The organism is Leifsonia sp. EB41, from assembly GCF_041262565.1.
In the GTDB taxonomy this organism is placed as follows: domain Bacteria; phylum Actinomycetota; class Actinomycetes; order Actinomycetales; family Microbacteriaceae; genus Leifsonia.
Genome location: NZ_JBGCCJ010000001.1, coordinates 1,122,044 through 1,141,970 on the forward strand (window position 1 = coordinate 1,122,044; position 19,927 = coordinate 1,141,970).

Genomic DNA, 19,927 nt, shown 5'->3' on the forward strand with positions numbered 1-19,927 from the left:
ACCGATGCCGAAGACCCGGGACGCACGTTCGGCCGTCACCCTGAAGGACGTCGCCGAGCGCGTCGGCATCACGTCCTCCGCCGCCTCGATGGCGCTCGCCGACCACGCCCGGATCAGCTCCAAGACCAAGGCCGCCGTGCGGCAGGCGGCGCAGGAGCTCGGCTACGTCCCCAGCTCGGCCGGTCGGGCGCTCCGCAACCAGCGGGCGGGCGCCGTCGCGCTCATCGTGCCGAACACCTCCCAGCACGTCTTCGGGCACAGCTACTTCATGCACGTACTCACCGGGGTGTCCGACGCCGCGAACGCTCACGACAGCCAGGTGATCGTCTCCACCAACTCCGACGCCGAGAACGGCGTCGCCGCCTACGAGCGCGTGGTGCGCTCCCGCAGCGCCGACGGCGCGATCGTCACCAGCTCAGCGGTGGACGACTTCCACGTCGAGGAGCTCGTCGCCTCCGGTCTCCCCGTCGTGCTGATCGGCAACTTCCCGTACCTCCCCGGCTCGGTCAGCATCGGCATCGACGACGTCGCCGCGACGCGCACGCTGACCGAGCACCTGATCGACGTGCACGGCCGCCGCCGGCTCGTGCACGTGACCGGCCCGCTCGACCACCAGACCGGCCTCGACCGGCGGGAGGGCTTCCTCGCCGCTGTGCGCTCGCGCCGCCTCGAAGACGACGCGCAGATCGTGCGCGGCGAGTTCAACGAGGAGTCCGGCGCCGCCGCGGTCGTCGCGGCGCTGGCCGACGACCGGGAGGTCGACGGCATCGTGTTCGCGAACGACGACATGGCGTTCGGCGGCCTCCAGGAGCTCAAGCGAGCGGGACTCCGCGTTCCGGAGGACATCTCGATCGTCGGCTTCGACGACTTCGGGCTCGCCCGCGTCACCACTCCCGGCATCACGACCATCGCCGTGCCCGCCGAGGAGATGGCCCGCCGCGCCACCGAACGGCTCTTCGACCTCGTGGAGGGCCGGTTCGACGGGCCCGCGCACGAGGAGCTCGGCGTGACCTTCGTGCCGCGTCGCTCGTGCGGCTGCCCGGATGCGACGTGAACGACGCGACGTGAACGTCGCCACCTGACCCGCTGCCCTCCCCCTGACCCATCCCGATACCGTTCCACCCGCTTCACCCGCCCACCGCACCATCCCCTCTCCACCCACCCACAGCACCGCCCCCTCCCCCTCATCTGCACTGCTCAAAGGAGAACACTCGATGAAAATCCGCAGATCCCTCGTCGTCGTAGCCGGTGTGGCCGCGTCGATGCTGGCGCTCACCGCCTGCTCTGGCACCTCCGGAACGTCCGGCGGCAAGGTCGACCTCACCGTCTGGACCGGGTTCACCGGCGGCGACCGTCCCGGCTACGACACCATCGTCAAGGACTTCAACGCCTCGCACCCGAACATCCACGTCACCATGAACGTGCAGCCCTGGGACACCATCGCCCAGAAGCTGCCGTCCGCGTGGCTGACCGGCCAGGGCCCCGACATCGCGGCGCCCTCCAGCGACCCGAACGCCATCGCCCAGTACGTGAAGACCAACTCGGTGCTCGCCATCACGAACACCGGCTCGGGCGACACGAAGATCAACACCGACAAGCTCGCGCCCGGCACCGTGAAGGAGTTCACCTACGACGGCAAGCTCTACGCCGTCCCCGCGAACTTCGCGACGCTCAGCCTGTACTACAACAAGAAGGCGTTCGCCGCGGCCGGGATCGCCGCTGCCCCGACCACCGTCGCCGAGCTCCAGGCCGACGCCAAGAAGCTGACGATCAACGGCGGCCAGACGCAGTACGGCCTGTCCCTCGCGGACAACCAGACCATCCAGATGTGGCCGATCCTGCAGTGGCTGGAGGGCGGCGACATCGTCGACGCGAAGGGCTGCAGCGTCGTGCAGACCAGCGCGGGCCAGAAGAGCCTGTCGACCTGGAGCGATCTGGTCGTCCAGGACAAGATCTCCCCCGTCGGGCAGACCGGCGCCCAGGCGGACTCGCTGTTCTCCGCCGGCAAGGCCGCGATGGAGATCAACGGTCCGTGGGCCGCCCCCGGCTACAAGTCGGCGGGCATCGACCTCGGCATCGCGAAGATCCCGGTCGGGGTCGACGGCTCGAGCGTGACGCTCGGCGCCACCGCCCCGCTCGCGATCTCGGCCAAGTCGAAGCACCCGCAGGAGGCGCAGGAGTTCCTCGCCTACTGGACGAGCAAGACCGAGCAGCAGAAGTTCTCGCTGCAGACCGGCTTCCCGCCGCTGCGCACCGACCTGGCCGACGACGCCAAGCTGAAGGCCGACCCGACCGTGTCGATCTTCACCTCGCAGGTCCCGGACTCGCGGCTCTACCTGCCGCACGTCACCAACGCGACCCAGGTCGACGCCAACGCGTACGTGCCGCTGATCGGGCAGATCACCCGCGGGACCTCCGTCGGCTCCGCCACCGCCGACGCCGCCAAGACGATCGACAGCCTGACCGGGTGCAGCAAGTAGTGAGCACCCACACCACCGAGCCCGCCCTGTCCCGCCCCGCGCGGGACGGGGCGGGTCCCCTCCCCCGCACCGAGGCACCGGTGCGGCGGGGCCCGCGCGGCGACGCGAGCCCGCGCCGCCGCCGGCGCCGGTTCCAGCCGGCCTGGCTGTTCATGGCGCCGAGCCTGATCATCCTGGGCGTCTTCGTCCTGTTCCCGATCCTGCAGACGCTGTACTACAGCTTCTTCGACTGGACGATCGGGGCGTCCACCCAGACGTTCCTCGGGTTCGGCAACTACATCAAGCTCTTCCAGGACCCGCAGTTCTGGAACGCCCTCGGCGTCACCCTGGTCTTCTCCGCGTTCGCCGTGGTCCTCCAGGTCACCCTCGGCTTCGGCTCCGCGCTGCTTCTGCTGAAGGAGAACCTGATCACCCGGGTCGTCCGGTCGGTGTTCTTCTTTCCGACGATCGTGTCGTTCGTCACCATCGGCCTGGTCTGGAAGTTCCTGCTCGACCCGAGCATCGGCCTCGTCGGCGGCCTCACGCAGCTCCTCGGACTCCAGCCGGTCGCCTGGCTGACGTCGACCTCCCTCGCGCTGCCGAGCGTCATCTTCGTGGCCGTCTGGCGCAGCGTCGGCTTCGCCATGATCCTGTTCGTCGCCGCGCTGAAGGCCGTGCCGGCCGAGCGGTACGAGGCCGCCCGCCTCGACGGCGCGAACAACCGGCAGCTCACCCTCTTCATCACCATCCCGAGCGTGCGGCCGACCCTGCTGTTCGCGACGATGATCCTCACCATCCAGTCGCTGCAGGTGTTCGACCTGGTCTACGTGATGACCGACGGCGGCCCGGTGTTCCGCACGGACAGCCTGGTGAACCTCATCTACCGGGACGGCTTCGTGAATTACCAGACCGGCTACGCGTCGGCGATCTCGTGGGTCCTTTTCGCCCTCATCATGCTCCTCTCGCTCCTCCAGCTCAGATTGTTCAGGTACAACGATGTCGACTGAAACCGGTGTCCGCGTGCGACGCCCCGGCGCTGTGACAGCGCTGGCTGCCTCGTCCAAATGGATCTTCCTGGGGATCGGCCTGCTGTTCGCGATCGTGCCGTTCATCTGGATGGTGTCCGGATCGTTCCGCAGCGAGAGCGACCTCTTCGGCAACCCCGCCTCGCTGTTCCCGACCTCGATCACGCTGCACGGCTACCTCGGCGTGTGGGAGCAGCTGCCGTTCCTGCGGCTGCTCGGCAACACGTTCCTCTTCGCGGGCGTGACCACCGTCGCGACGCTGCTGTTCGACTCGCTGTGCGCCTACGCGCTGGCCCGGCTGAAGTTCCGCGGCAGGAACCTCGCGTTCATCCTGGTCATCGCCACGCTGATGGTGCCGTTCCAGGTGACGCTCATCCCGGTGTTCATCGAGCTGTTCCACTTCGGCTGGCTGAACACCTACCAGGGGCTGATCGTGCCGCGCGCGACGAGCGCGTTCGGCATCTTCCTGTTCCGGCAGTTCTTCATCAGCATCCCCACCGAGCTGGACGAGGCCGCCCGGATCGACGGCGCCGGCCACTTCCGCATCTACTGGAAGATCATCCTGCCGCTGGCCAAGCCCGCCATCGCGACCGTCGCGATCCTCAACTTCATGAACCTGTGGAACGACCTGCTCTGGCCGCTCGTCGTCACCAGCGACCCCAACATGCTCACGCTGCCCGCCGGACTCACCTTGTTCGGAGGCCAGCACGTGACCGACCATGCCGTCCTCCTCGCGGGCGCCACCATCTCGCTCATCCCGATCGCCGTCGCGTTCTTCTTCGCGCAGAAGTACTTCGTGGCCGGCGTCGCCACGACGGGGCTCAAGTGACGGCCGCGGGGCTGGGGCCGGGCGAGTTCGCCTGGGCCGCCGGGATCGAGGACACCTGCGTCTACCCGCCGGAGCACTTCGCGATGGCCGACCTGGACGAGTACGACCTCACCGACCACACCGGCAACTGGCGGGACGACCTCCGCGCGGTCCGCGACCTGGGCGCGACTGTGCTGCGCTACGGCGTGAACTGGCCGCTCGTCCACACCGCGCCGGGGGTGTTCGACTGGACGATGCTGGACGAGCGCCTGCGGTACGCCTCCGAGGAGCTCGGGCTGACCGTGATCGCGGACCTCGTGCACTACGGCACGCCCACCTGGCTGCGGGCGTCGTTCGCCGACGCGCGCTACCCGCAGACCGTCGCGGAGTTCGCCGGCGCGTTCGCCGCACGCTACCGCGGAGTCGTGGACCACGTGACGCCCCTCAACGAGCCGCTCACCACCGCGTCGTTCTGCGGCCTGCGCGGCGTGTGGCCGCCGTCGCTCACCGGCTGGGACGGCTGGACCGCCGTGACCCTCGGCGTCGTGGAGGGCATGGCCGAGACGATCCGCGCCGTCCGCGCCGCGAACCCGGACGCCGTGATCGTGCACGTGGAGGCGACCTCCCAGTACAGCACCGACGACGCGGGGCTCGCCGAGAATGCGGGGCTCGCCGAGCACGCGGCGCTGCTGGAGTCGGTGGGGATGCTGCCGACCGACCTCCTGCTCGGCCGCGTCCACCCGTCCCACCCGCTGCACGCCTGGCTGCTGGAGCAGGGCGCTTCGCCCGAGCGCCTCGAACGCCTCACCGTCACCCCGCCGACCGTCGACCTGCTGGGCGTCAACTACTATCCGGACCTATCGCCGCGCACCCTCGTGCAGCGCGCCGACGAGGTGGCGCAGGTGGCGACCAACCGCTGGAGCGACGGCCTCGCCGACAGCCTGCGCGCGTTCTCCGCCCGGTACGGCCTCCCGATGCTGATCACCGAGACGAGCATCGAGGGCGACGACGAGCTCCGGTCCGCGTGGCTGGACGACTCGGTCCGCTCGATCGGCGAACTGCGTGCGCAGGGTCTGGACATCCGCGGCTACACCTGGTGGCCGGTCTTCGACTTCGTGGACTGGTCGTACGCGTCCGGCGGCCGCAACGTCGAGGAGTTCGTGGTGGACGACGACATCGTCGCCGCCCGCCAGCACTCCGGCGACGGCGCGGAGGACGGGCGGCGCGCGAAGACGCCGTTCCTGCGGCGCATGGGCGTCATCCGGCTGGACGAGCAGGAGGACGGCCGGCTGGCCCGGGTGCCCACCGCGGCGGCGGAGCTCTACGCGCGGCTGGCCAACTCGTCCGCTGCCGATCGCACCGGGACGGAGGTCGCCGATGAGCTCGCGAGCTGAGCCAGTCTACGACGGCTACTTCGCCGACCCGTTCCTCGCCCGCTTCGGCGGTGAGTTCATCGCCTACGGCTCCGACGACGACCGGGTGCTCGACGGCACCGAGACGCGCGCGTTCGAGGCGCTCCGCTCCCCCGACCTCGTCCACTGGACGAGCGCCGGCGGCGTCCTGGAGCGGCTGGACCCCGCGCTCGGCGACGCCTACTGGGCGCCGGAGGTCGTGGCGGACGGCGGCGCCTACTGGATGTTCTTCTCCGTCGGCCACGGCATCGCCGGCCACCACCTGCGCGTCGCCCGTGCGGACTCCCCACTCGGCCCGTTCGTCGATCAGGGCGTGAACCTCACCCCGGACGAGTCGTTCGCGATCGACGCGCACCCGTTCCGGGACGTCGACGGCGGCTGGTACCTGTTCTTCGCGCGCGACGTGCTCACCGGCGAGAGGCCCGGCACGCACCTCGCGGTGATGCGCCTCGACTCCCCCACGCTCCGCGGCTCCGACCCGGTCGCGGTGCTCGCGCCGGACGCCGACTGGCAGGTCTTCGAGCGCGACCGCGCGATGTACGGCCGCGCCTTCGACTGGCACACCCTGGAGGGCCCGACCGTCGTGCGGCGCGGCGACCGGTACCACCTGTTCTTCTCCGGCGGCCGGTGGGAGGGCGACGGCTACGGCGTCTCAGTCGCGACCGCTCCGCACCCGCTCGGCCCGTGGACCCACGAGGTGCGGGAGGCCGCCGACGTGCTGAGCACGGAGCTGACCGGCCTCCTCGGCCCCCGGCCACAACTCGGTGCTGCGGCTGGACGACGACGCCGACCTGATCGCGTTCCACGCCTGGGACTCCGTAGGCGGCAAGCGGCAACTGTTCATCGAGCCGCTGTCGTGGGAGGCCGGGGCGCCGAAGGTGGTACTCCCCGGGCCTGGTTCTGTCGCGGCCACCGGCGCAGGATGGAGGGCGTGAACACCACCGCCCCCACTGCACTCGTCACCGGAGCCACCAGCGGAATCGGGAAGGAGATCGCTCGCCAGCTCGCAGCGCAGGGCTGGAACGTCCTGCTCGGCGCCCGCGACCTCGCGCGCGGCGAACAGGCCGCCGCCGAGGTCGGCGGCGCCGTCCTCCCGCTCGACGTCTTGGACGCCGACAGCATTGCTGCAGCCGCAGCAGCCGTGCCGGCCCTGGACGTGCTGATCAACAACGCCGGCATCTCGCTCGACATCGCCGAGGTCATCACCGACGTGGACGTGGACGTGTTCCGGCGCACCTACGAGACCAACGTGTTCGGAGTGGTCGCCGTCACGAACGCGTTTCTCCCGGCACTGCGCCACTCCGCGCATCCGCGGATCGTCAACATCTCCAGCGGCACCGGCTCGCTCACCTGGAGCACCGGGCCGAACCCGCAGTTCGACTACGTGGCCGCCTCGTCCGGCCGCGGGGCCGCCTACCGGTCGTCGAAGGCCGCGCTCGACGGCCTGACCGTCTTCTACTCGCATGCCCTCGCGGCCGACGGGATCAAGGTCAACGCCCTGGCGCCCGGCCTGCGCGCGACCAACCTCAACACGCGGGCAGCGGGCCTGGGTGGCGACCCGGCCGAGGCGGCGGAGGGCGCCGTCCGTCTCGCGACGCTGCCCGACGACGGACCGACCGGACAGCTGTTCTCGTGGGACGGCACCGTCGCGCCCTGGTGATCCGCGTGCGGTTCGTCAGCGCACGTCGTACTGGGACCGCCCGAACAGCGCCACCCACTCCGCGTACGTGTGGTCGTGACCGATCGGGCACCAGCAGCGGACGCTGATCGTGCGGCTGTCGCCGGAGCCCTGGATCGTCTCGACGTGCGCGACGGGCGCGGGCCTCCTGATGGGGGTAATCGCTGCACCCATGATCGTTTCCTGTCTCGTTCGGTTTCCCCCACCTCTCGAAGAAGAGTAGGTCGGCGACCTGAGATGGATGCCCTGGATCAGCGAACTCGAAGCCTGGCGGCCGCCCCAATTCTCGGGTAGACGGAGGCGCTCATCCTCGGGCGGGCGGCGTCCCGTCGGTGCGGCGCGCGTCGGCACGCCGCGGGTGGTCGCGGGGTGGCCCAGCGCGTACCATCCACACCATCACCCGTTCGCCGACCGAGACGAGTCCGTCATGGAAACGCGCACCATCCCAACGCCCGGAGCCGAGATCGTCTACGACGTCGCCGACGCGGAGGCCGGCGACGGAGGCCATCCCCCGCTCGTCATGATCGGCCAGCCGATGGACGCGAGCGGCTTCCGCGCCCTGGCCGCCTACCTCCCCGACCGCGTCGTGGTCACCTACGACCCGCGCGGCCTCGGCCGCAGCACGCGCAGCGACGGCGAGGTGACCAACACCCCCACGACGCAGGCCGAGGACGTCCACGCCGTCATCGAGGCGCTCGGCGCCGGCCCGGTCGACCTGTTCGCGAGCAGCGGCGGCGCCGTGACCGCGCTCGCCCTGGTGACCGCCCATCCCGGGGACGTGCGCACCCTCGTCGCCCACGAGCCCCCGCTGCCCGGCGTCCTCCCCGACGCGGAGGCCGCCGAGCGCGGCCTCGACGCGGTGCACGCCGCCTACGACGCCAACGGCTTCGGAGCGGGCATGGCCGCGTTCGTGATGATGACCTCGTGGCGCGGCGAGTTCACCGACGACTACTTCGCCCTCCCCGCACCCGACCCCGCGATGTTCGGGATGCCCACCGCCGACAATGGCGACCGCACCGATCCTCTGCTCTCGCAGCGCTCGGTCGCGATCACCGGTTACCGCCCCGACATCGACGCCCTGAAGGCCGCCCCGACCCGCGTCGTCGTCGCCGTCGGCGAGGAGTCGGAGGGCGTGTTCACCGGCCGCACCTCGACCGCTCTGGCCGGCCTGCTCGGGACGTCGCCCGTTGTCTTCCCGAGCCACCACGGCGGTTTCGCGGCCGAGGACTCCGGCTACCCCGGCAAGCCGCGGGAGTTCGCGGCCCGCCTCCGCGACGTGCTCGACGAGTCGTGAGAAGCGACTTCGCTGGCACCACCGCCCAGTTCTACGCCGAATTCCGCCGCGACCTCCCCTCCGACCAGGCCGACCGCCTCGTCGCGGCGGTCGGCCTGCGCCCCGACGACATCGCGCTGGACCTCGGCTGCGGCACCGGCCAGCTCGCGGTGCCCCTCGCGGAGCACTGCGCCGCCGTGGTCGCGATCGACCCGGAGCCCGACATGCTCGCGGGCCTGCGCGCCCGTCGCGCGGAGCGGGTCGTGTGCGTGCTGGGCGGCGACCGGGACCTGCCGACGCTGGCGGTCCCGTTCGCGGCCCCGCTCGGCCTCGTGACGATCGGGAACGCCCTCCACTGGATGGACGAGCGCTCGACCCTGCGGACCGCGGCCGCGCTGCTGCGCCCCGGCGGCGCGGTCGCCGTCGTGACGCAGGGCCCGCCGCTGTGGCTCGGTCCCGCGCCGTGGCAACGGACGGTGCGGCAGGCGCTCGAATCGCTGTACGGGCCGGTGACGGGCAACTGCCGCACGGATTCGTCGGCTCTGGAGGAGCGCCGCGCGATGGCGACGGAGTTGGGGCTCGCCACGGAGGTCCTGACCTGGACGGCGTCGTACCCGGTCACGGTGGACTGGGTGATCGGGCATCTGGGCAGCGCGCTGGGCTCCGACAAGCTGAGCAGGGTGGAGGAGCTTCGGCTGCTCCTGGAGCAGCTTCGGGACGAGTCCATGGTGGAGGAGGTCACGACGAGCGTGCTGGTCATTCGCCCCGGCGGGTGACGGGCGATGCCAACGCACCGGGTCGTGCGCCACACTGACAGCGTGACAACCTCCGAGCGCACCCTCATCCTGCTGCGCCACGCCAAATCCGACTGGTCCGGCGCGCTCCCCGACGTCGACCGCCCGCTGGCCGAGCGCGGCCACGCGCAGGCCCCCCTCGCGGGTCGCTGGCTCGCGAGCCACGCCGGCGTGATCGACCTCGCCGTGGTGTCGCCCGCGCGGCGCGCCCGCGAGACGTGGGAGCTGGTGTCCGCCGAGCTCGCTCCCCCGCCTCCCGTGCGATTCGACGAGCGCGTGTATGCCGCCTCCGCGGACCAGCTCCTCGCCATCGTGCGGGAGGCGCCGGCCGACATCCGCACGCTGATCCTCGTCGGCCACAATCCCGGCATGGAGCAGCTCGCGTCGCTGCTCGCCCGGCGGGACGTGATCCTGCCCACCTCGGGAATCGCCGAGCTCGGCGTCGACGGACCGTGGTCCGGGCTCGACGCCACGTCGGCGGTCCTGGTCGCTGCGGGACGCGCGGACGGCCGCGACCTGAGCTGATCGGACCGTCTCGCCGAACGTCGAGGGGCATTTCATGCATTGACCGGGCGGTCAATCAATTCTAAAATCAGATATGACCCCCAGATCGGGAGCCAACTGACGAAGGGATGTTGGTGTCGATGAACAAGTGGACTCGCTGGCAGGACTGGGTGGCCGTCGCCGCCGGTCTCTATGTCGCATTGTCGACGATCTGGATCGCCCACACGGGCGCGTCCTTGCCGATCATGCTCGTCCTCGGTGTGCTGCTGGTCGCCGCGGGACTGTGGAGCCTGGCCATGCCGGGCCTCGTCTCGATGGAGTGGATCCACGTCGCTCTCGGCGTCCTGCTCGTCGTCTCGCCGTGGGTGGGCAACTACACCTCCAACGCCGCCGCCGCCTGGACATCCTGGATCGCGGGCATCGTCGCCCTGGCCGCCGGCCTCCTGGCCGTGCAACCGGCGATGAAGATGCATCACCCGCAGGCGACGCACTAGATCAACCGAGCGCGAGGGGTCGGTCGCCGGCCCCTCGCGCACCAGTGGAAGGACACCTGTGGAACAGCCGACGGAAGCGCGCACCCGGATCCTCGACGCGGCCGAGACCCTCTTCGCCGAACGCGGCTTCGACGCGACCGCGACCTCCGCCATCGCCCATACTGCGGCCGTCCCCAAAGGCCTCCTGTTCTACTACTTCCCCACCAAGAAGGACATCCTCGCGTCCCTGGTCGGCGAACGCCTCGGTCCCGGCCGCATCGACCCGGACCCCCTGATCGAACCGGGCAACCCGGTCAGGTCGCTGCTGAACCTGAGCCAGAAACTCTTCCGCGTGCAGGCCGACTCCGACGTGCTCCGCGTGATCGTCTGGCGCGAGCAGCACTCCCACCCGGAGGTCAAGGCCAAGCTGGCCGCGCACCGGCGCGCGCTGCACGCGACCATCGAGAAGGTGCTGGCGGGGAGTCTGCGCATCCCGGTCGGGGGGACGCGGCTGCGTGCTGCGGCGCTTGCATGGGGTGCGATCGTGACGGCGCCACCGCTGGAGGATGAGCCGCTCGACGACCTCGCCACCCTCGCGGAGCTCCTCTGCGCCGGGTTGCAGCATGGTTCCGCCGAGCCGAGCAACGGCTGACCCCGGCGCCCGACGTCCGCGGCGTCGCGCCCTATCGCTGACATCGCCCGTCTGGGAGAATCCAGTTATGCCGTCCACAGCGGCGACCGATGCTCTGGCGATCGCACGGGCTGCCTTCGCCGATCGGCGCTGGGATGACGCCTTCGTTCTTCTCGCCGCTGAGGATCGTGAGCGACCGCTCGAGATCGGCGATCTGGAGCTTTACGCGATGTCGGCGTCGCTGACAGCCCGCGACGATGAAGCGTTCGCGATCCTCGCACGCAGTTACGACCGCTGCCTGATCGAGGGCGACGAACACCGTGCGGCCGGCTGCGCCTTCTGGATCGGCTTCCGGATGATGTCCCTGGGCGAGTCGGGGCGCGCCGGCGCGTGGCTCGGGCGGTCGACCGCGATCGTCGACCGGCTGGAGGACTGCGCCGAGCGCGGCTACCTTCTCATCCCGCGCATTCACCAGGAGCTCCGCGCCCATCGAACGGCGGCGGCCCATGCCCTCGCGTTGCTGGCCGCCGACTCGGGCGACCGGTTCGGGGAGGCCGACCTGTCCGCTCTCGCACGTCAGCTCGACGGGCGCGCGCTCATCGAGCAGGGTGACATCGCCGACGGGATGCGGCTGCTCGATGAAGCGATGCTCGTCGCCACGACCGGCGCCGTCACCGAGCTGGGCCGCGGGCTCGTGTACTGCTCGGTGATCGGATGCTGCCAGCGGGTGTTCGCCGTGGACCGGGCCCGGGAATGGTCGGACGTCCTCGAAGCGTGGTGTCGTTCGCAGGCGCAGCTCGGCATCTTCAACGGGACCTGTCGGGTGCACCGCGCGGAGCTGCTCCGCTTCGGCGGGGCGTGGGCGGCCGCCCTGGATGAAGCGCAACTCGTGGCGGCGGGGATGAAGGCCGACCAACGCGAGCGAGCGGCTGCGACGTACGAGGAGGCCGAGATCCACCGGCTCCGGGGCGAGCTCGAGAAGGCAGCCGACCTGTACGAGCAGACCAGCCGGCGCGGTGTGGATCCACAGCCGGGGCTGGCACTGCTGCGGCTCGCGCAGGGGGACGTCGCGCGCGCAGCCGGGGCGATCCGACGGGCGGCGGAAACGACGGGCAGCGACCTCGGGCGGGCACGGTTCCTGCCTGCGGCCGTCGAGATCCTGCTCGCTGCCGGCGAGTCCGTCGAGGCCGAGAGTGCCGCTGCCGACCTCTCGCGCATCGCGGCGACCCACGAGACTCCTGTCCTCGCCGCTCTCGCCGACGAAGCGACCGGGCGCGTGCTGCTCGACGCAGGGAACGCGGTGGACGCCGCACAGAGACTCTCGGCCGCCCTGGAGGCGTGGCTGTCGCTGCGGGCTCCCTACGCGGCCGCTCGGGTGAGAGTGCTGCTCGCCACCGCTTTCACGTCCCTCGGCGACACCGAGGGCGCCGACTTGCAACAGGGTGCCGCGATGGCCATCTTCGTTCAACTCGGAGCGGCGACCGACCTGGCGACCCTCCGGTCGACGGGAGCGGACAGCGGCGCCGGCCGTCCGGTCGGCGCCCTCCTGAGCACCCGCGAACTCCAGGTGCTGCGACTCGCTGCCACCGGACGGACCAACAGGCAGATCGCGACCGAGCTGAACCTCAGCGCCCGGACGATCGACCGGCACATCGGCAACGTGCTCGCCAAGCTCGGCGTCCCTTCGCGTGCGGCCGCCACCGCCTACGCGTACGAGCACTCCCTCATCCGGAGCTGACGCGACTGGGTGAGAACACCCAGTCCTTCGTCCGGGCCGTGGCGCATTCTGCGGAAGCGGACGCCGGTCGCACCGTCATACGGTTCGCTCATGAACGCTGTGCAGAGCATCGACACCCTCGTCATCGGCGGCGGCCAAGCAGGCCTCTCCGTCTCGTACCACCTGCGCAAGCGCGGCGTCGAGCACCTGGTGCTGGATGCGGCGCCGCGCATCGGCGATGCCTGGCGCAACCGCTGGGACAGCCTCCGGCTGTTCACCCCGGCCCGCTACGACGGCCTGGACGGCCGGCCGTTCCCCGGGAACAAGGGCGCCTGGCCGACCAAGGATGCCATGGCCGACTACCTCGCCGACTATGCGGCGCACTTCGACCTCCCCGTCCGGAGCGGCCGTCGGGTCGACGAGCTTCGTCTCGTCGAGCCACATGACGACGACGACGGTTTCGGATTCGAAGCGCGCTCCGGCGACGAGACATTTCGCGCTCGCCATGTCGTCATCGCGATGTCCGACTATCAGACCCCGCGCCTCCCGGCCTTCGCCACCGACCTGAGCCGGAGCATCCGGCAACTGCACGCGCAGGACTACCGCAACCCTGCGCAGTTGGCCCCGGGGACCGTCCTGCTCGTCGGAGCGGGGAACTCGGGCGCCGAGATCGCGAGTGAGCTCGCTGCGACCCATCCGGTCGTCGTCTCCGGCCCGAACACCAGGGACATCCCCGGTTCCTTCTCAAGCCCCCTCAGCCGGCACCTCATCGTGCACATCCTCAACGGGTTCGTCTTCAACCACGTGCTCTCGGTGAACACTCCGATCGGTCGCAGGGCGCGCCGCACGGCCACGCACGCCGGGGTGCCGCTCATCCGGGTGAAATCGCGCGACCTGCTGCGCCTCGGCGTTCGCCGCGCCGGACGGGTGACGGGGGTCCAGAACGGCCTGCCGGTGGTCGATGGAGCGCCACTGGAGGTCGCGAATGTGATCTGGTGCACCGGGTACGCCCCGGGCTTCGACTGGATTCGGATCCCGGTCCTCGACGACAGCGGTGAGCCGGAACACGAGCGCGGAATCGTCGCCGCGGTCCCCGGGCTCTACTTCGTCGGGCTGCACTTCCTCACGTCGCTGTCCTCGGCGATGGTTCACGGCGTGGGCACCGACGCCGCCCGCATAGCGAACCGGATCGCCGAAGAGTACGTCCCCGTTACTACCGAGGGACGTGCGGTCCGCGTCTCTCGGTAGTCCTTCCACGGAATGGCCCGGGGGCAAGAGGATGATGGACCCATGCCCACCGTCCACCGCCCCGGCCTCCGCGTCGACTCCGGACTCACGATCCCCGAGTCGGAGCTGTCCTGGCGGTTCTCGCGGTCGTCCGGTCCCGGCGGGCAGGGTGTGAACACCGCCGACTCCCGGGTGGAACTCGTCTGGGACGTGGCGGCCTCCGCCGTCCTCTCGCCGGCCCAGCGGGAGCGGCTCCTCGACCGCCTGAGCGGTCGCATCGTCGACGGAGTGCTGACGATCGCGGCATCCGAGCACCGCGCACAACTGCGCAACAGGGACGCCGCGCGCCTCCGGCTGGCCGACCTCGTCGCCGACGCCCTCCAGCCGCCCGCGCCAGCACGACGGCCGACCCGCCCGAGCCGCGGCGCCAAGCAACGACGCCTGGAGGCGAAGAAGCGCCGCACCGACCTCAAGCGCCTGCGCCGGCCTCCCCAGGACTGACCCCACCCGCGGCTTCCGAAAGGAACGAGATGCGACCCCTCCGCTACGCCATCAACGTCACGCTCGACGGCTGCGTCCACCACGAAGCGGGCCTCCCGCCCGACGAGGACTCGATGCGCTTCTGGACCGCGGAGATGGAGCGGCCCGACGCCCTGATCTTCGGCCGGGTGACCTACCAGATGATGGAGTCCGCGTGGCGTCGGCCGGCGACGGGAACGTGGCCCGCATGGATGGATGAGACGCAGCTCCCGTTCGCCGAGGCCATCGACGCGGCGAAGAAGCACGTCGTGTCGAGCACGCTGACCGAGGTCGACTGGAATGCCGAGCTCCTGCGGGGCGACCTGCGGCAGGCGGTCGAACGTCTCAAGCAGGAGCCGGGCGACGGGCTGTACGTGGGTGGCGTGACGCTCCCCCTCGCGCTGGCCGATCTGGGGCTCATCGACGAATACGTGTTCGTCGTGCAGCCGGTGCTCGCCGGGCACGGGCCGACGTTGCTCGCCGGCCTGCGCGAGAGCATCCGGCTCGAGCTCGTGGATCGGCAGGAGTTCCGGTCAGGGGCGACAGCACTGCGGTTCCGACCAACAGCTTAACTTGCGCAATCACCCCACCCTCTCGCGCAAGAATCGCCCGATCCGCTCTGTCGCCTCGGCCGCCTCCGGGGTGCCGAGCATGAGCTGGTACACGTGGGGCAGCCCCTCGCCGATCTCCAGTCGGACGTCGAGACCCGCGGCGGCCGCGGCATCCGTCAAGCGCTCGGCGTCGCTGAACAGCAGATCGGCTGTCCCGACCTGCACGAGCATCGGAGGCAAACCTGCCAGCGACGCGAACAGGGGCGAGGCGAGCGGCGTTGTCGGGTCGGTCCCGGCGAGGTAGTCGGAGGCCAGCTGGCGCAGCAGGTCGGGAGTCGAGATCGGATCCTGGGCAACACGGTCCGTCATCGACCACCCGGAACTCGTCAGGTCGACGGTCGGAGACATCAACACCGCAGCAGCAGGGAGCTCTCCCCCGGCATCGCGGGTGGCGACGAGCAGGGCGACGGCGAGGCCGCCGCCCGCGGAGTCGCCGACAATGGCGATCGAGTCGGCGGCCACTCCCTGTTCGTCGCGTAGCCACCGCCAGACCGCGAGGACGTCGTCGATCGCCGCCGGAAAGGGATGCTCCGGCGCCAGCCGGTACTCCGGGAACAGCACCCGCATCCGGCCGGCGCGTCCCACTCGGGCGGCGAGCTCCCCGTCGCTGGCGAGCGACCCGAGCTGAAAGCCCCCGCCGTGCAGGAACACGAGGACGCGGCCGGCGTCGGCACCCGGAGCATCCAGCCAATGCGCCTCCACTCCCCCTGCCGTGACCTCGCTCACGCGCACGTCGTCCGGTATCGGATGCACCAGGCCGGCGGGAGCGAACGACGCCCGCGTCTCCGCCACCGTCTCGGCTGGCTGGCCGGCCGCAGCCCGCTGGCGATCGTGGAGCAATTCGAGCAGGTCGTCCATCGCGGGACTCGGCATTGTGGCACCCTCCTCAGCCGTGACGGCGTCAGTCCGAGACGACTTCGGTGAGCCGACCGGTGTTGACGTCGAAGACGAATCCTCTGACCGGGATGTCGGACGAGATCCACGGATGGGTCCTCACCTTGGCGACCTGCTCCTTCGTGTTCTGCTCCACGTCAGTGAAGCTGTAGAACCGGGCCGGTGCGATCGGCGTCGCTCCCGTCTCGGTGCGCAGCCGGGCCTCCAGTTCCTGGTCGACGAATTTCGACATCCCGCAGTCGTTGTGATTGATGATCATGATCTCCTTGGTGCCGAGGAGACGGGTGGAGACGATGAGGGATCGGACGGAGTCGTCGTCGATCACGGTGCCCACGTTTCTGATCATGTCGACGTCGGCATCGGGCAGGCCGAGCATCCTCACGATGCCGCTCAGCCGGGGGTCTGCGCAGGTGACGATTACGATCTTCGGCGCCGGGGGCGCCCCGTTGCTCGCGTCGTAGTCGGCGGCGTTCGCCGCGATGGCGCTCAGCGCCTCATCGATGATGGTCATGGCCCGTCCTCACATTGTTGCTTTGTCATCCGAAGGTGAAGCAGTACAGCTCCACCCCCGCCTGGTCGAACTCGATTTCGAACAGCTGATCGCGGATCGCATCCCGCGTCCGAATCAGTTGGTACGTGTCCTGACGGTCGACGACGCCGTGCCCTCGGCTGTCGACGTCCGTGCCGCAGGCCTCCCCCGGCGGCCGCCCGTCGATGAGCACCCGGAATCCGATGGGGTCGGCTCCGGCGGGGCCGCCCATCACCAGACTCACGTCGCGGGCGTGGAAGGCGTAGGCGACACGGCCGCCTGGCTGTCGGGAGACTGCGGCGTCCGGAGTCTGCACCCACTCACCGCCCAGGTCCCACCGGTTCCTCGGCAGATCGGGGTGGATGACGTACTCGAAGGCGCGGTCATAGCGGCCGGCGTTCTCGGATTCGAAGCCGCTGCTTTGCCGGTACCCCGGATACGTCTCCGGCGAGCGCAGCGAGGACCAGTCCGCGGCCACCTCCAACCCTCGCGCCTCGGGCTGCACCAGACCGAGATCCAGCTCGGGCGCGCCGGCGGCCATCAGCAGTTGTTGGATGGCCATCTCGGTCATCTCGTAGTCGCCCTCACCGAAGTGGTGGTAGCGGACGCGGCCGGATGCGTCCGCGAGGTAGACGGCCGGCCAGTAGTTGTTGGCGAAATCGCCCCACACCCCGTAGTCGTCGTCCAACGCGACGGGGTACTCCACGCCCAGCGCCTGAACGCGCGCCGCGACGTTGGCGTGGTCGTGCTCGAAGCCGAACTCCGGCGTGTGCACCCCGACGATGGTCAGCCCCGCGGCCGCGTACTTCGCGTGCCATGCGCGGAGGTACGGCAGCGTCCGGAGCCAGTTGACGCACGTGTACGTCCAGAAGCTCACGAGGACCACCCGGCCGCGAAGCGCCTGAAGTGTCAGCGGTTCGGAGTTCAGCCAGCCTGTGGCCCGGGTGAACGGAGCGAGCCCGCCCTCGTCGGGAAGCGCGTCGACCGTGTCGACGAGGCGATGGGCGACCGACCGGAAACGTCCCTCCCGCGCGTCAAGAGACATGGGGCGCCTCCGTCGCGTGCGCGTCGTTCCCTGCATCCCGGGCCATCCGCTCGGCGTCGATGACGGCCTGCGCGAACTCCTCCGGCGCCTCCTGCGGCAGGTCGTGGCCGATACCGCCGGCCAGGGTGCGGTGCGCGTACGGGCCGGTGAACCGGTCCCGGTAGGCGGCGGGGTCGGGATGGGCGGCGCCGTTGCTGTCTCCCTCGAGCGTGATCGTCGGCACGCCGATCGACGGCCGCTCGGCCAGGCGTCGTTCGACCTCGTCGAAACGGGCCTCTCCCTCCGCGAGGCCCAGTCGCCAGCGGTAGTTGTGGATCACGATCTGCACGTGGTCGGGATTCTGCAGGGCTGCGGCGCTGCGCTGGAACTCCTCCTCGCCGAACTCCCACTCCGGCGATGCGGTCCGCCAGATCAGACGGCCGAACTCCGTACGGTTCGCGTCGTATCCGAGCTCCCCTCGCCGGGTCGCGAAGTAGAACTGGTACCACCAGGCCAGCTCGGCCACGGGAGGCAGCGGCTGCGCGTTGGCGGCCTGGCTGCTGAGCAGATACCCGCTGACCGCGACGTGGGCACGACAGCGCTCCGGCCACAGTGCGGCGAGCACGTTGGCTGTCCGCGCTCCCCAGTCGAAGCCGGCGACGACCGCTTCGGCGACCTCCAGCGCGTCGAGCAGCGCGATGGCATCGGCTGCGAGGGCGGCAGGCTGACCGTTCCGTGGGATGTCCGCTGACAGGAACCGCGTCGTCCCGTACCCGCGCAGGTGCGGGACCAGCACCCGGAAGCCGTTGTCGGCGAGGATGCTCGCGGAGGCGCTGAAGCTGTCGATCGAGTACGGCCACCCGTGCAGCAGCAGCACCGCCGGACCGTCGGACGGACCCCGCTCGGCGAGGCCGACGCTCAGAGCGCCGGCCTCCACCTGGGCGGTCGCCTGGAGCGGCGTGGTCACCGCAGGGACCTGAACGTCGCGCGGACCTCCTCCGAGAACAGCTCGGGCTGCTCCCAGGCGGCGAAGTGCGTGCCACGGTCGAGGCGGTTGAAGTGGATCAGATTCGGGTACGCCTGCTCAGCCCAGGTCCGCGGTGCGGCATAGATCTCATCCGGGAAGACGCTGACACCGGTCGGAAGCTGCACACCCTTCGGAGCGAAGAACGCCAGCTTGCTCTCCCAGTAGAGCCGCGCAGACGAGACGGCCGTGTTGGTGAACCAGTAGAGGTCGACGTTGTCCAGGATGTCGTCGCGGCTGAGCCCTTCCGACCCGCCCAGGAAGACCCGCGCGATCAGGTCGTAGCTCGCCGCATCGTGGTCGAGCATCCAGGCGGCCAGTCCCACCGGCGAGTCCGCGAGAGCGTAGAGGGTCTGGGGCCGACCGGCCATCTCCTGGGCGTAACCGAGACCGTGCGCATAGAAGAAGGCGAGCTGGTCCCACGCGCCCCGCTCGTCGGCCGTCAGGTCGGCCGGCGGCTCCTCGTGAGCGTCCAGCGCGGCCTGGATGCTGTCCGGAACTGTTGCCGGCATGTTCGTGTGGATGCCGATGAGCCCCGGAGGTCGGAGCAGGGCGAGTTGTTCGGTGACGGCGTTCCCCCAGTCGCCGCCCTGGGCGACATAGCGGTCGTATCCGAGACGCGGCATGAGCTCAGCCCAGGCCCGCGCGATCCTGATCGGGTCCCATCCGGGCTTGTCGGGCTTCCCGGAGAACCCGTGTCCCGGGAGCGACGGGATGACGAGGTCGAACGCATCCGAGGCGTCGGCCCCGTACGCGGTCGGATCGGTCAGCGGCCCGATGATCTTGAGTTGCTCGATGACCGAGCCCGGCCACCCGTGAGTGACGATCATCGGAAGCGCGCCCTCGTGCTTCGACCTCACATGGATGAAATGGATGTCCACCCCGTCGATCCGGGTGACGAACTGCGGGAGCGCATTCAGGCGGGCCTCAACCGTCCGCCAGTCGTGCTGCTCGAGCCAGTACGTCGCGAGCGCCTGCATCACCTCCAGCCGGACTCCCTGGGACGTGTCGTCGACGGTCTCCTTCTCGGGGAAGCGGGTGTTGCGGATACGGCGCTTGAGGTCGTCGATGTCCTCCTGAGGGATGGAGACGGTGAAAGGGCGGATGGTGGTGTCGGGGGGTCGTTCAGTGACAGCCATGATGATGGTTCTCTCGTGACGGGTGTTGCTTTCCAGGGGCGTGCGCGATGCGCGAGCGTGGGTCAGGAGGAGGGAGCCGCAGCCGAGCAGCAGGGCAGTTATGAAAGACGAACGCTGCGACCATCGACAAGGTCCTCCGCAGTGGAATCGCCGCTCTCGGTGCGATTATCGCTCCTCGGCGCGCTG

Annotated in this window: 21 protein-coding genes; 15 read left to right on the forward strand and 6 right to left on the reverse strand. The window is 70.2% G+C overall.

Going from position 1 to position 19,927, the window contains the following annotated elements:
* Positions 1-4: 4 nt before the first annotated feature.
* The 6 genes from ABH923_RS05475 to ABH923_RS05500 all read left to right on the forward strand — a co-directional run bounded on the left by ABH923_RS05475 (position 5) and on the right by ABH923_RS05500 (position 7,364).
* On the forward strand, positions 5-1,054 hold the full coding sequence (locus tag ABH923_RS05475) for a LacI family DNA-binding transcriptional regulator (protein ID WP_370054354.1): 1,050 nt from the start codon (positions 5-7) through the stop codon (positions 1,052-1,054).
* A gap of 160 nt (positions 1,055-1,214) precedes the next feature.
* Positions 1,215-2,480: an ABC transporter substrate-binding protein gene (locus ABH923_RS05480; protein ID WP_370054355.1), complete on the forward strand. Its 1,266-nt coding sequence runs from the start codon at positions 1,215-1,217 to the stop codon at positions 2,478-2,480.
* Entirely contained in the window at positions 2,480-3,466 is a 987-nt protein-coding gene (locus tag ABH923_RS05485; RefSeq protein ID WP_370054356.1) for a carbohydrate ABC transporter permease, read from the forward strand. Before ABH923_RS05480 ends, ABH923_RS05485 begins: the two co-directional genes overlap by 1 nt.
* The gene (locus ABH923_RS05490; protein WP_370054357.1) at positions 3,456-4,313 is read left to right on the forward strand and encodes a carbohydrate ABC transporter permease; all 858 of its coding nucleotides are present in this window, start codon (positions 3,456-3,458) and stop codon (positions 4,311-4,313) included. The genes ABH923_RS05485 and ABH923_RS05490 overlap by 11 nt, the downstream gene beginning before the upstream one ends.
* Positions 4,310-5,686, forward strand: coding sequence for a family 1 glycosylhydrolase (locus ABH923_RS05495; RefSeq protein WP_370054358.1), 1,377 nt, complete (start codon positions 4,310-4,312; stop codon positions 5,684-5,686). Before ABH923_RS05490 ends, ABH923_RS05495 begins: the two co-directional genes overlap by 4 nt.
* Positions 5,670-7,364 (forward strand): SDR family NAD(P)-dependent oxidoreductase, encoded by a 1,695-nt coding sequence (locus tag ABH923_RS05500; RefSeq protein WP_370054359.1) that lies wholly within the window; start codon positions 5,670-5,672, stop codon positions 7,362-7,364. Before ABH923_RS05495 ends, ABH923_RS05500 begins: the two co-directional genes overlap by 17 nt.
* Before the next feature lie 15 nt (positions 7,365-7,379).
* Here the strand turns inward: ABH923_RS05500 and ABH923_RS05505 are convergent, their stop codons facing one another.
* Entirely contained in the window at positions 7,380-7,556 is a 177-nt protein-coding gene (locus ABH923_RS05505) for a hypothetical protein (protein ID WP_370054360.1), read from the reverse strand.
* A gap of 253 nt (positions 7,557-7,809) precedes the next feature.
* Here ABH923_RS05505 and ABH923_RS05510 point away from each other — a divergent pair, with 253 nt between their 5' ends.
* The 9 genes from ABH923_RS05510 (at position 7,810) to ABH923_RS05550 (ending at position 15,092) form a co-directional block, all read left to right on the forward strand.
* Positions 7,810-8,676 carry an alpha/beta fold hydrolase gene (locus ABH923_RS05510; protein ID WP_370054361.1) on the forward strand — a complete coding sequence of 289 codons (867 nt, stop codon included), beginning with the start codon at positions 7,810-7,812 and terminating at the stop codon, positions 8,674-8,676.
* Positions 8,673-9,431 (forward strand): class I SAM-dependent methyltransferase, encoded by a 759-nt coding sequence (locus ABH923_RS05515; RefSeq protein WP_370054362.1) that lies wholly within the window; start codon positions 8,673-8,675, stop codon positions 9,429-9,431. Before ABH923_RS05510 ends, ABH923_RS05515 begins: the two co-directional genes overlap by 4 nt.
* A 42-nt stretch (positions 9,432-9,473) precedes the next feature.
* Complete coding sequence (locus ABH923_RS05520; protein ID WP_370054363.1) at positions 9,474-9,974, forward strand: histidine phosphatase family protein; 501 nt, start codon at positions 9,474-9,476, stop codon at positions 9,972-9,974.
* A gap of 119 nt (positions 9,975-10,093) precedes the next feature.
* On the forward strand, positions 10,094-10,447 hold the full coding sequence (locus ABH923_RS05525) for an SPW repeat protein (RefSeq protein ID WP_370054364.1): 354 nt from the start codon (positions 10,094-10,096) through the stop codon (positions 10,445-10,447).
* A gap of 58 nt (positions 10,448-10,505) precedes the next feature.
* A complete protein-coding gene (locus ABH923_RS05530) occupies positions 10,506-11,078 on the forward strand; it encodes a TetR/AcrR family transcriptional regulator (RefSeq protein WP_370054365.1) in 573 nt (190 codons plus the stop codon).
* A 67-nt stretch (positions 11,079-11,145) separates the two neighbouring features.
* Positions 11,146-12,795: a LuxR C-terminal-related transcriptional regulator gene (locus ABH923_RS05535; protein ID WP_370054366.1), complete on the forward strand. Its 1,650-nt coding sequence runs from the start codon at positions 11,146-11,148 to the stop codon at positions 12,793-12,795.
* Between the two features lie 90 nt (positions 12,796-12,885).
* Entirely contained in the window at positions 12,886-14,022 is a 1,137-nt protein-coding gene (locus ABH923_RS05540; RefSeq protein ID WP_370054367.1) for a flavin-containing monooxygenase, read from the forward strand.
* 42 nt (positions 14,023-14,064) lie between these two features.
* Entirely contained in the window at positions 14,065-14,502 is a 438-nt protein-coding gene (arfB, locus tag ABH923_RS05545; protein WP_370054368.1) for an alternative ribosome rescue aminoacyl-tRNA hydrolase ArfB, read from the forward strand.
* A 29-nt stretch (positions 14,503-14,531) separates the two neighbouring features.
* Complete coding sequence (locus tag ABH923_RS05550) at positions 14,532-15,092, forward strand: dihydrofolate reductase family protein (RefSeq protein WP_370054369.1); 561 nt, start codon at positions 14,532-14,534, stop codon at positions 15,090-15,092.
* A gap of 9 nt (positions 15,093-15,101) precedes the next feature.
* Here ABH923_RS05550 and ABH923_RS05555 read toward each other — a convergent pair whose 3' ends face one another.
* From ABH923_RS05555 to ABH923_RS05575, 5 genes are read right to left on the reverse strand one after another with little or no spacing between them, the layout of a single operon-like run.
* Positions 15,102-16,004, reverse strand: a complete 903-nt coding sequence (locus ABH923_RS05555) for an alpha/beta hydrolase (RefSeq protein WP_370054370.1) — start codon at positions 16,002-16,004, stop codon at positions 15,102-15,104.
* A 28-nt stretch (positions 16,005-16,032) separates the two neighbouring features.
* Complete coding sequence (locus tag ABH923_RS05560) at positions 16,033-16,536, reverse strand: beta-class carbonic anhydrase (protein WP_370054371.1); 504 nt, start codon at positions 16,534-16,536, stop codon at positions 16,033-16,035.
* Positions 16,537-16,561: 25 nt separating this feature from the next.
* Positions 16,562-17,599: a redoxin domain-containing protein gene (locus ABH923_RS05565; protein ID WP_370054372.1), complete on the reverse strand. Its 1,038-nt coding sequence runs from the start codon at positions 17,597-17,599 to the stop codon at positions 16,562-16,564.
* Positions 17,589-18,545 (reverse strand): alpha/beta fold hydrolase, encoded by a 957-nt coding sequence (locus tag ABH923_RS05570; protein ID WP_370054373.1) that lies wholly within the window; start codon positions 18,543-18,545, stop codon positions 17,589-17,591. The genes ABH923_RS05565 and ABH923_RS05570 overlap by 11 nt, the downstream gene beginning before the upstream one ends.
* Positions 18,542-19,741: an epoxide hydrolase family protein gene (locus ABH923_RS05575; RefSeq protein WP_370054374.1), complete on the reverse strand. Its 1,200-nt coding sequence runs from the start codon at positions 19,739-19,741 to the stop codon at positions 18,542-18,544. The genes ABH923_RS05570 and ABH923_RS05575 overlap by 4 nt, the downstream gene beginning before the upstream one ends.
* Positions 19,742-19,927 lie beyond the last annotated feature (186 nt).

Coding starts and splice junctions, on each gene's coding strand:
- ABH923_RS05475 (WP_370054354.1), top strand. CDS start 5: ATGCCGAAGACCCGGGACGCACGTTCGGCCGTCACCCTGAAGGACGTC.
- ABH923_RS05480 (WP_370054355.1), top strand. CDS start 1,215: ATGAAAATCCGCAGATCCCTCGTCGTCGTAGCCGGTGTGGCCGCGTCG.
- ABH923_RS05490 (WP_370054357.1), top strand. CDS start 3,456: ATGTCGACTGAAACCGGTGTCCGCGTGCGACGCCCCGGCGCTGTGACA.
- ABH923_RS05500 (WP_370054359.1), top strand. CDS start 5,670: ATGAGCTCGCGAGCTGAGCCAGTCTACGACGGCTACTTCGCCGACCCG.
- ABH923_RS05505 (WP_370054360.1), bottom strand. CDS start 7,556: ATGGGTGCAGCGATTACCCCCATCAGGAGGCCCGCGCCCGTCGCGCAC.
- ABH923_RS05510 (WP_370054361.1), top strand. CDS start 7,810: ATGGAAACGCGCACCATCCCAACGCCCGGAGCCGAGATCGTCTACGAC.
- ABH923_RS05525 (WP_370054364.1), top strand. CDS start 10,094: ATGAACAAGTGGACTCGCTGGCAGGACTGGGTGGCCGTCGCCGCCGGT.
- ABH923_RS05535 (WP_370054366.1), top strand. CDS start 11,146: ATGCCGTCCACAGCGGCGACCGATGCTCTGGCGATCGCACGGGCTGCC.
- ABH923_RS05540 (WP_370054367.1), top strand. CDS start 12,886: ATGAACGCTGTGCAGAGCATCGACACCCTCGTCATCGGCGGCGGCCAA.
- arfB (WP_370054368.1), top strand. CDS start 14,065: ATGCCCACCGTCCACCGCCCCGGCCTCCGCGTCGACTCCGGACTCACG.
- ABH923_RS05550 (WP_370054369.1), top strand. CDS start 14,532: ATGCGACCCCTCCGCTACGCCATCAACGTCACGCTCGACGGCTGCGTC.
- ABH923_RS05555 (WP_370054370.1), bottom strand. CDS start 16,004: ATGCCGAGTCCCGCGATGGACGACCTGCTCGAATTGCTCCACGATCGC.
- ABH923_RS05560 (WP_370054371.1), bottom strand. CDS start 16,536: ATGACCATCATCGATGAGGCGCTGAGCGCCATCGCGGCGAACGCCGCC.
- ABH923_RS05565 (WP_370054372.1), bottom strand. CDS start 17,599: ATGTCTCTTGACGCGCGGGAGGGACGTTTCCGGTCGGTCGCCCATCGC.
- ABH923_RS05575 (WP_370054374.1), bottom strand. CDS start 19,741: ATGGCTGTCACTGAACGACCCCCCGACACCACCATCCGCCCTTTCACC.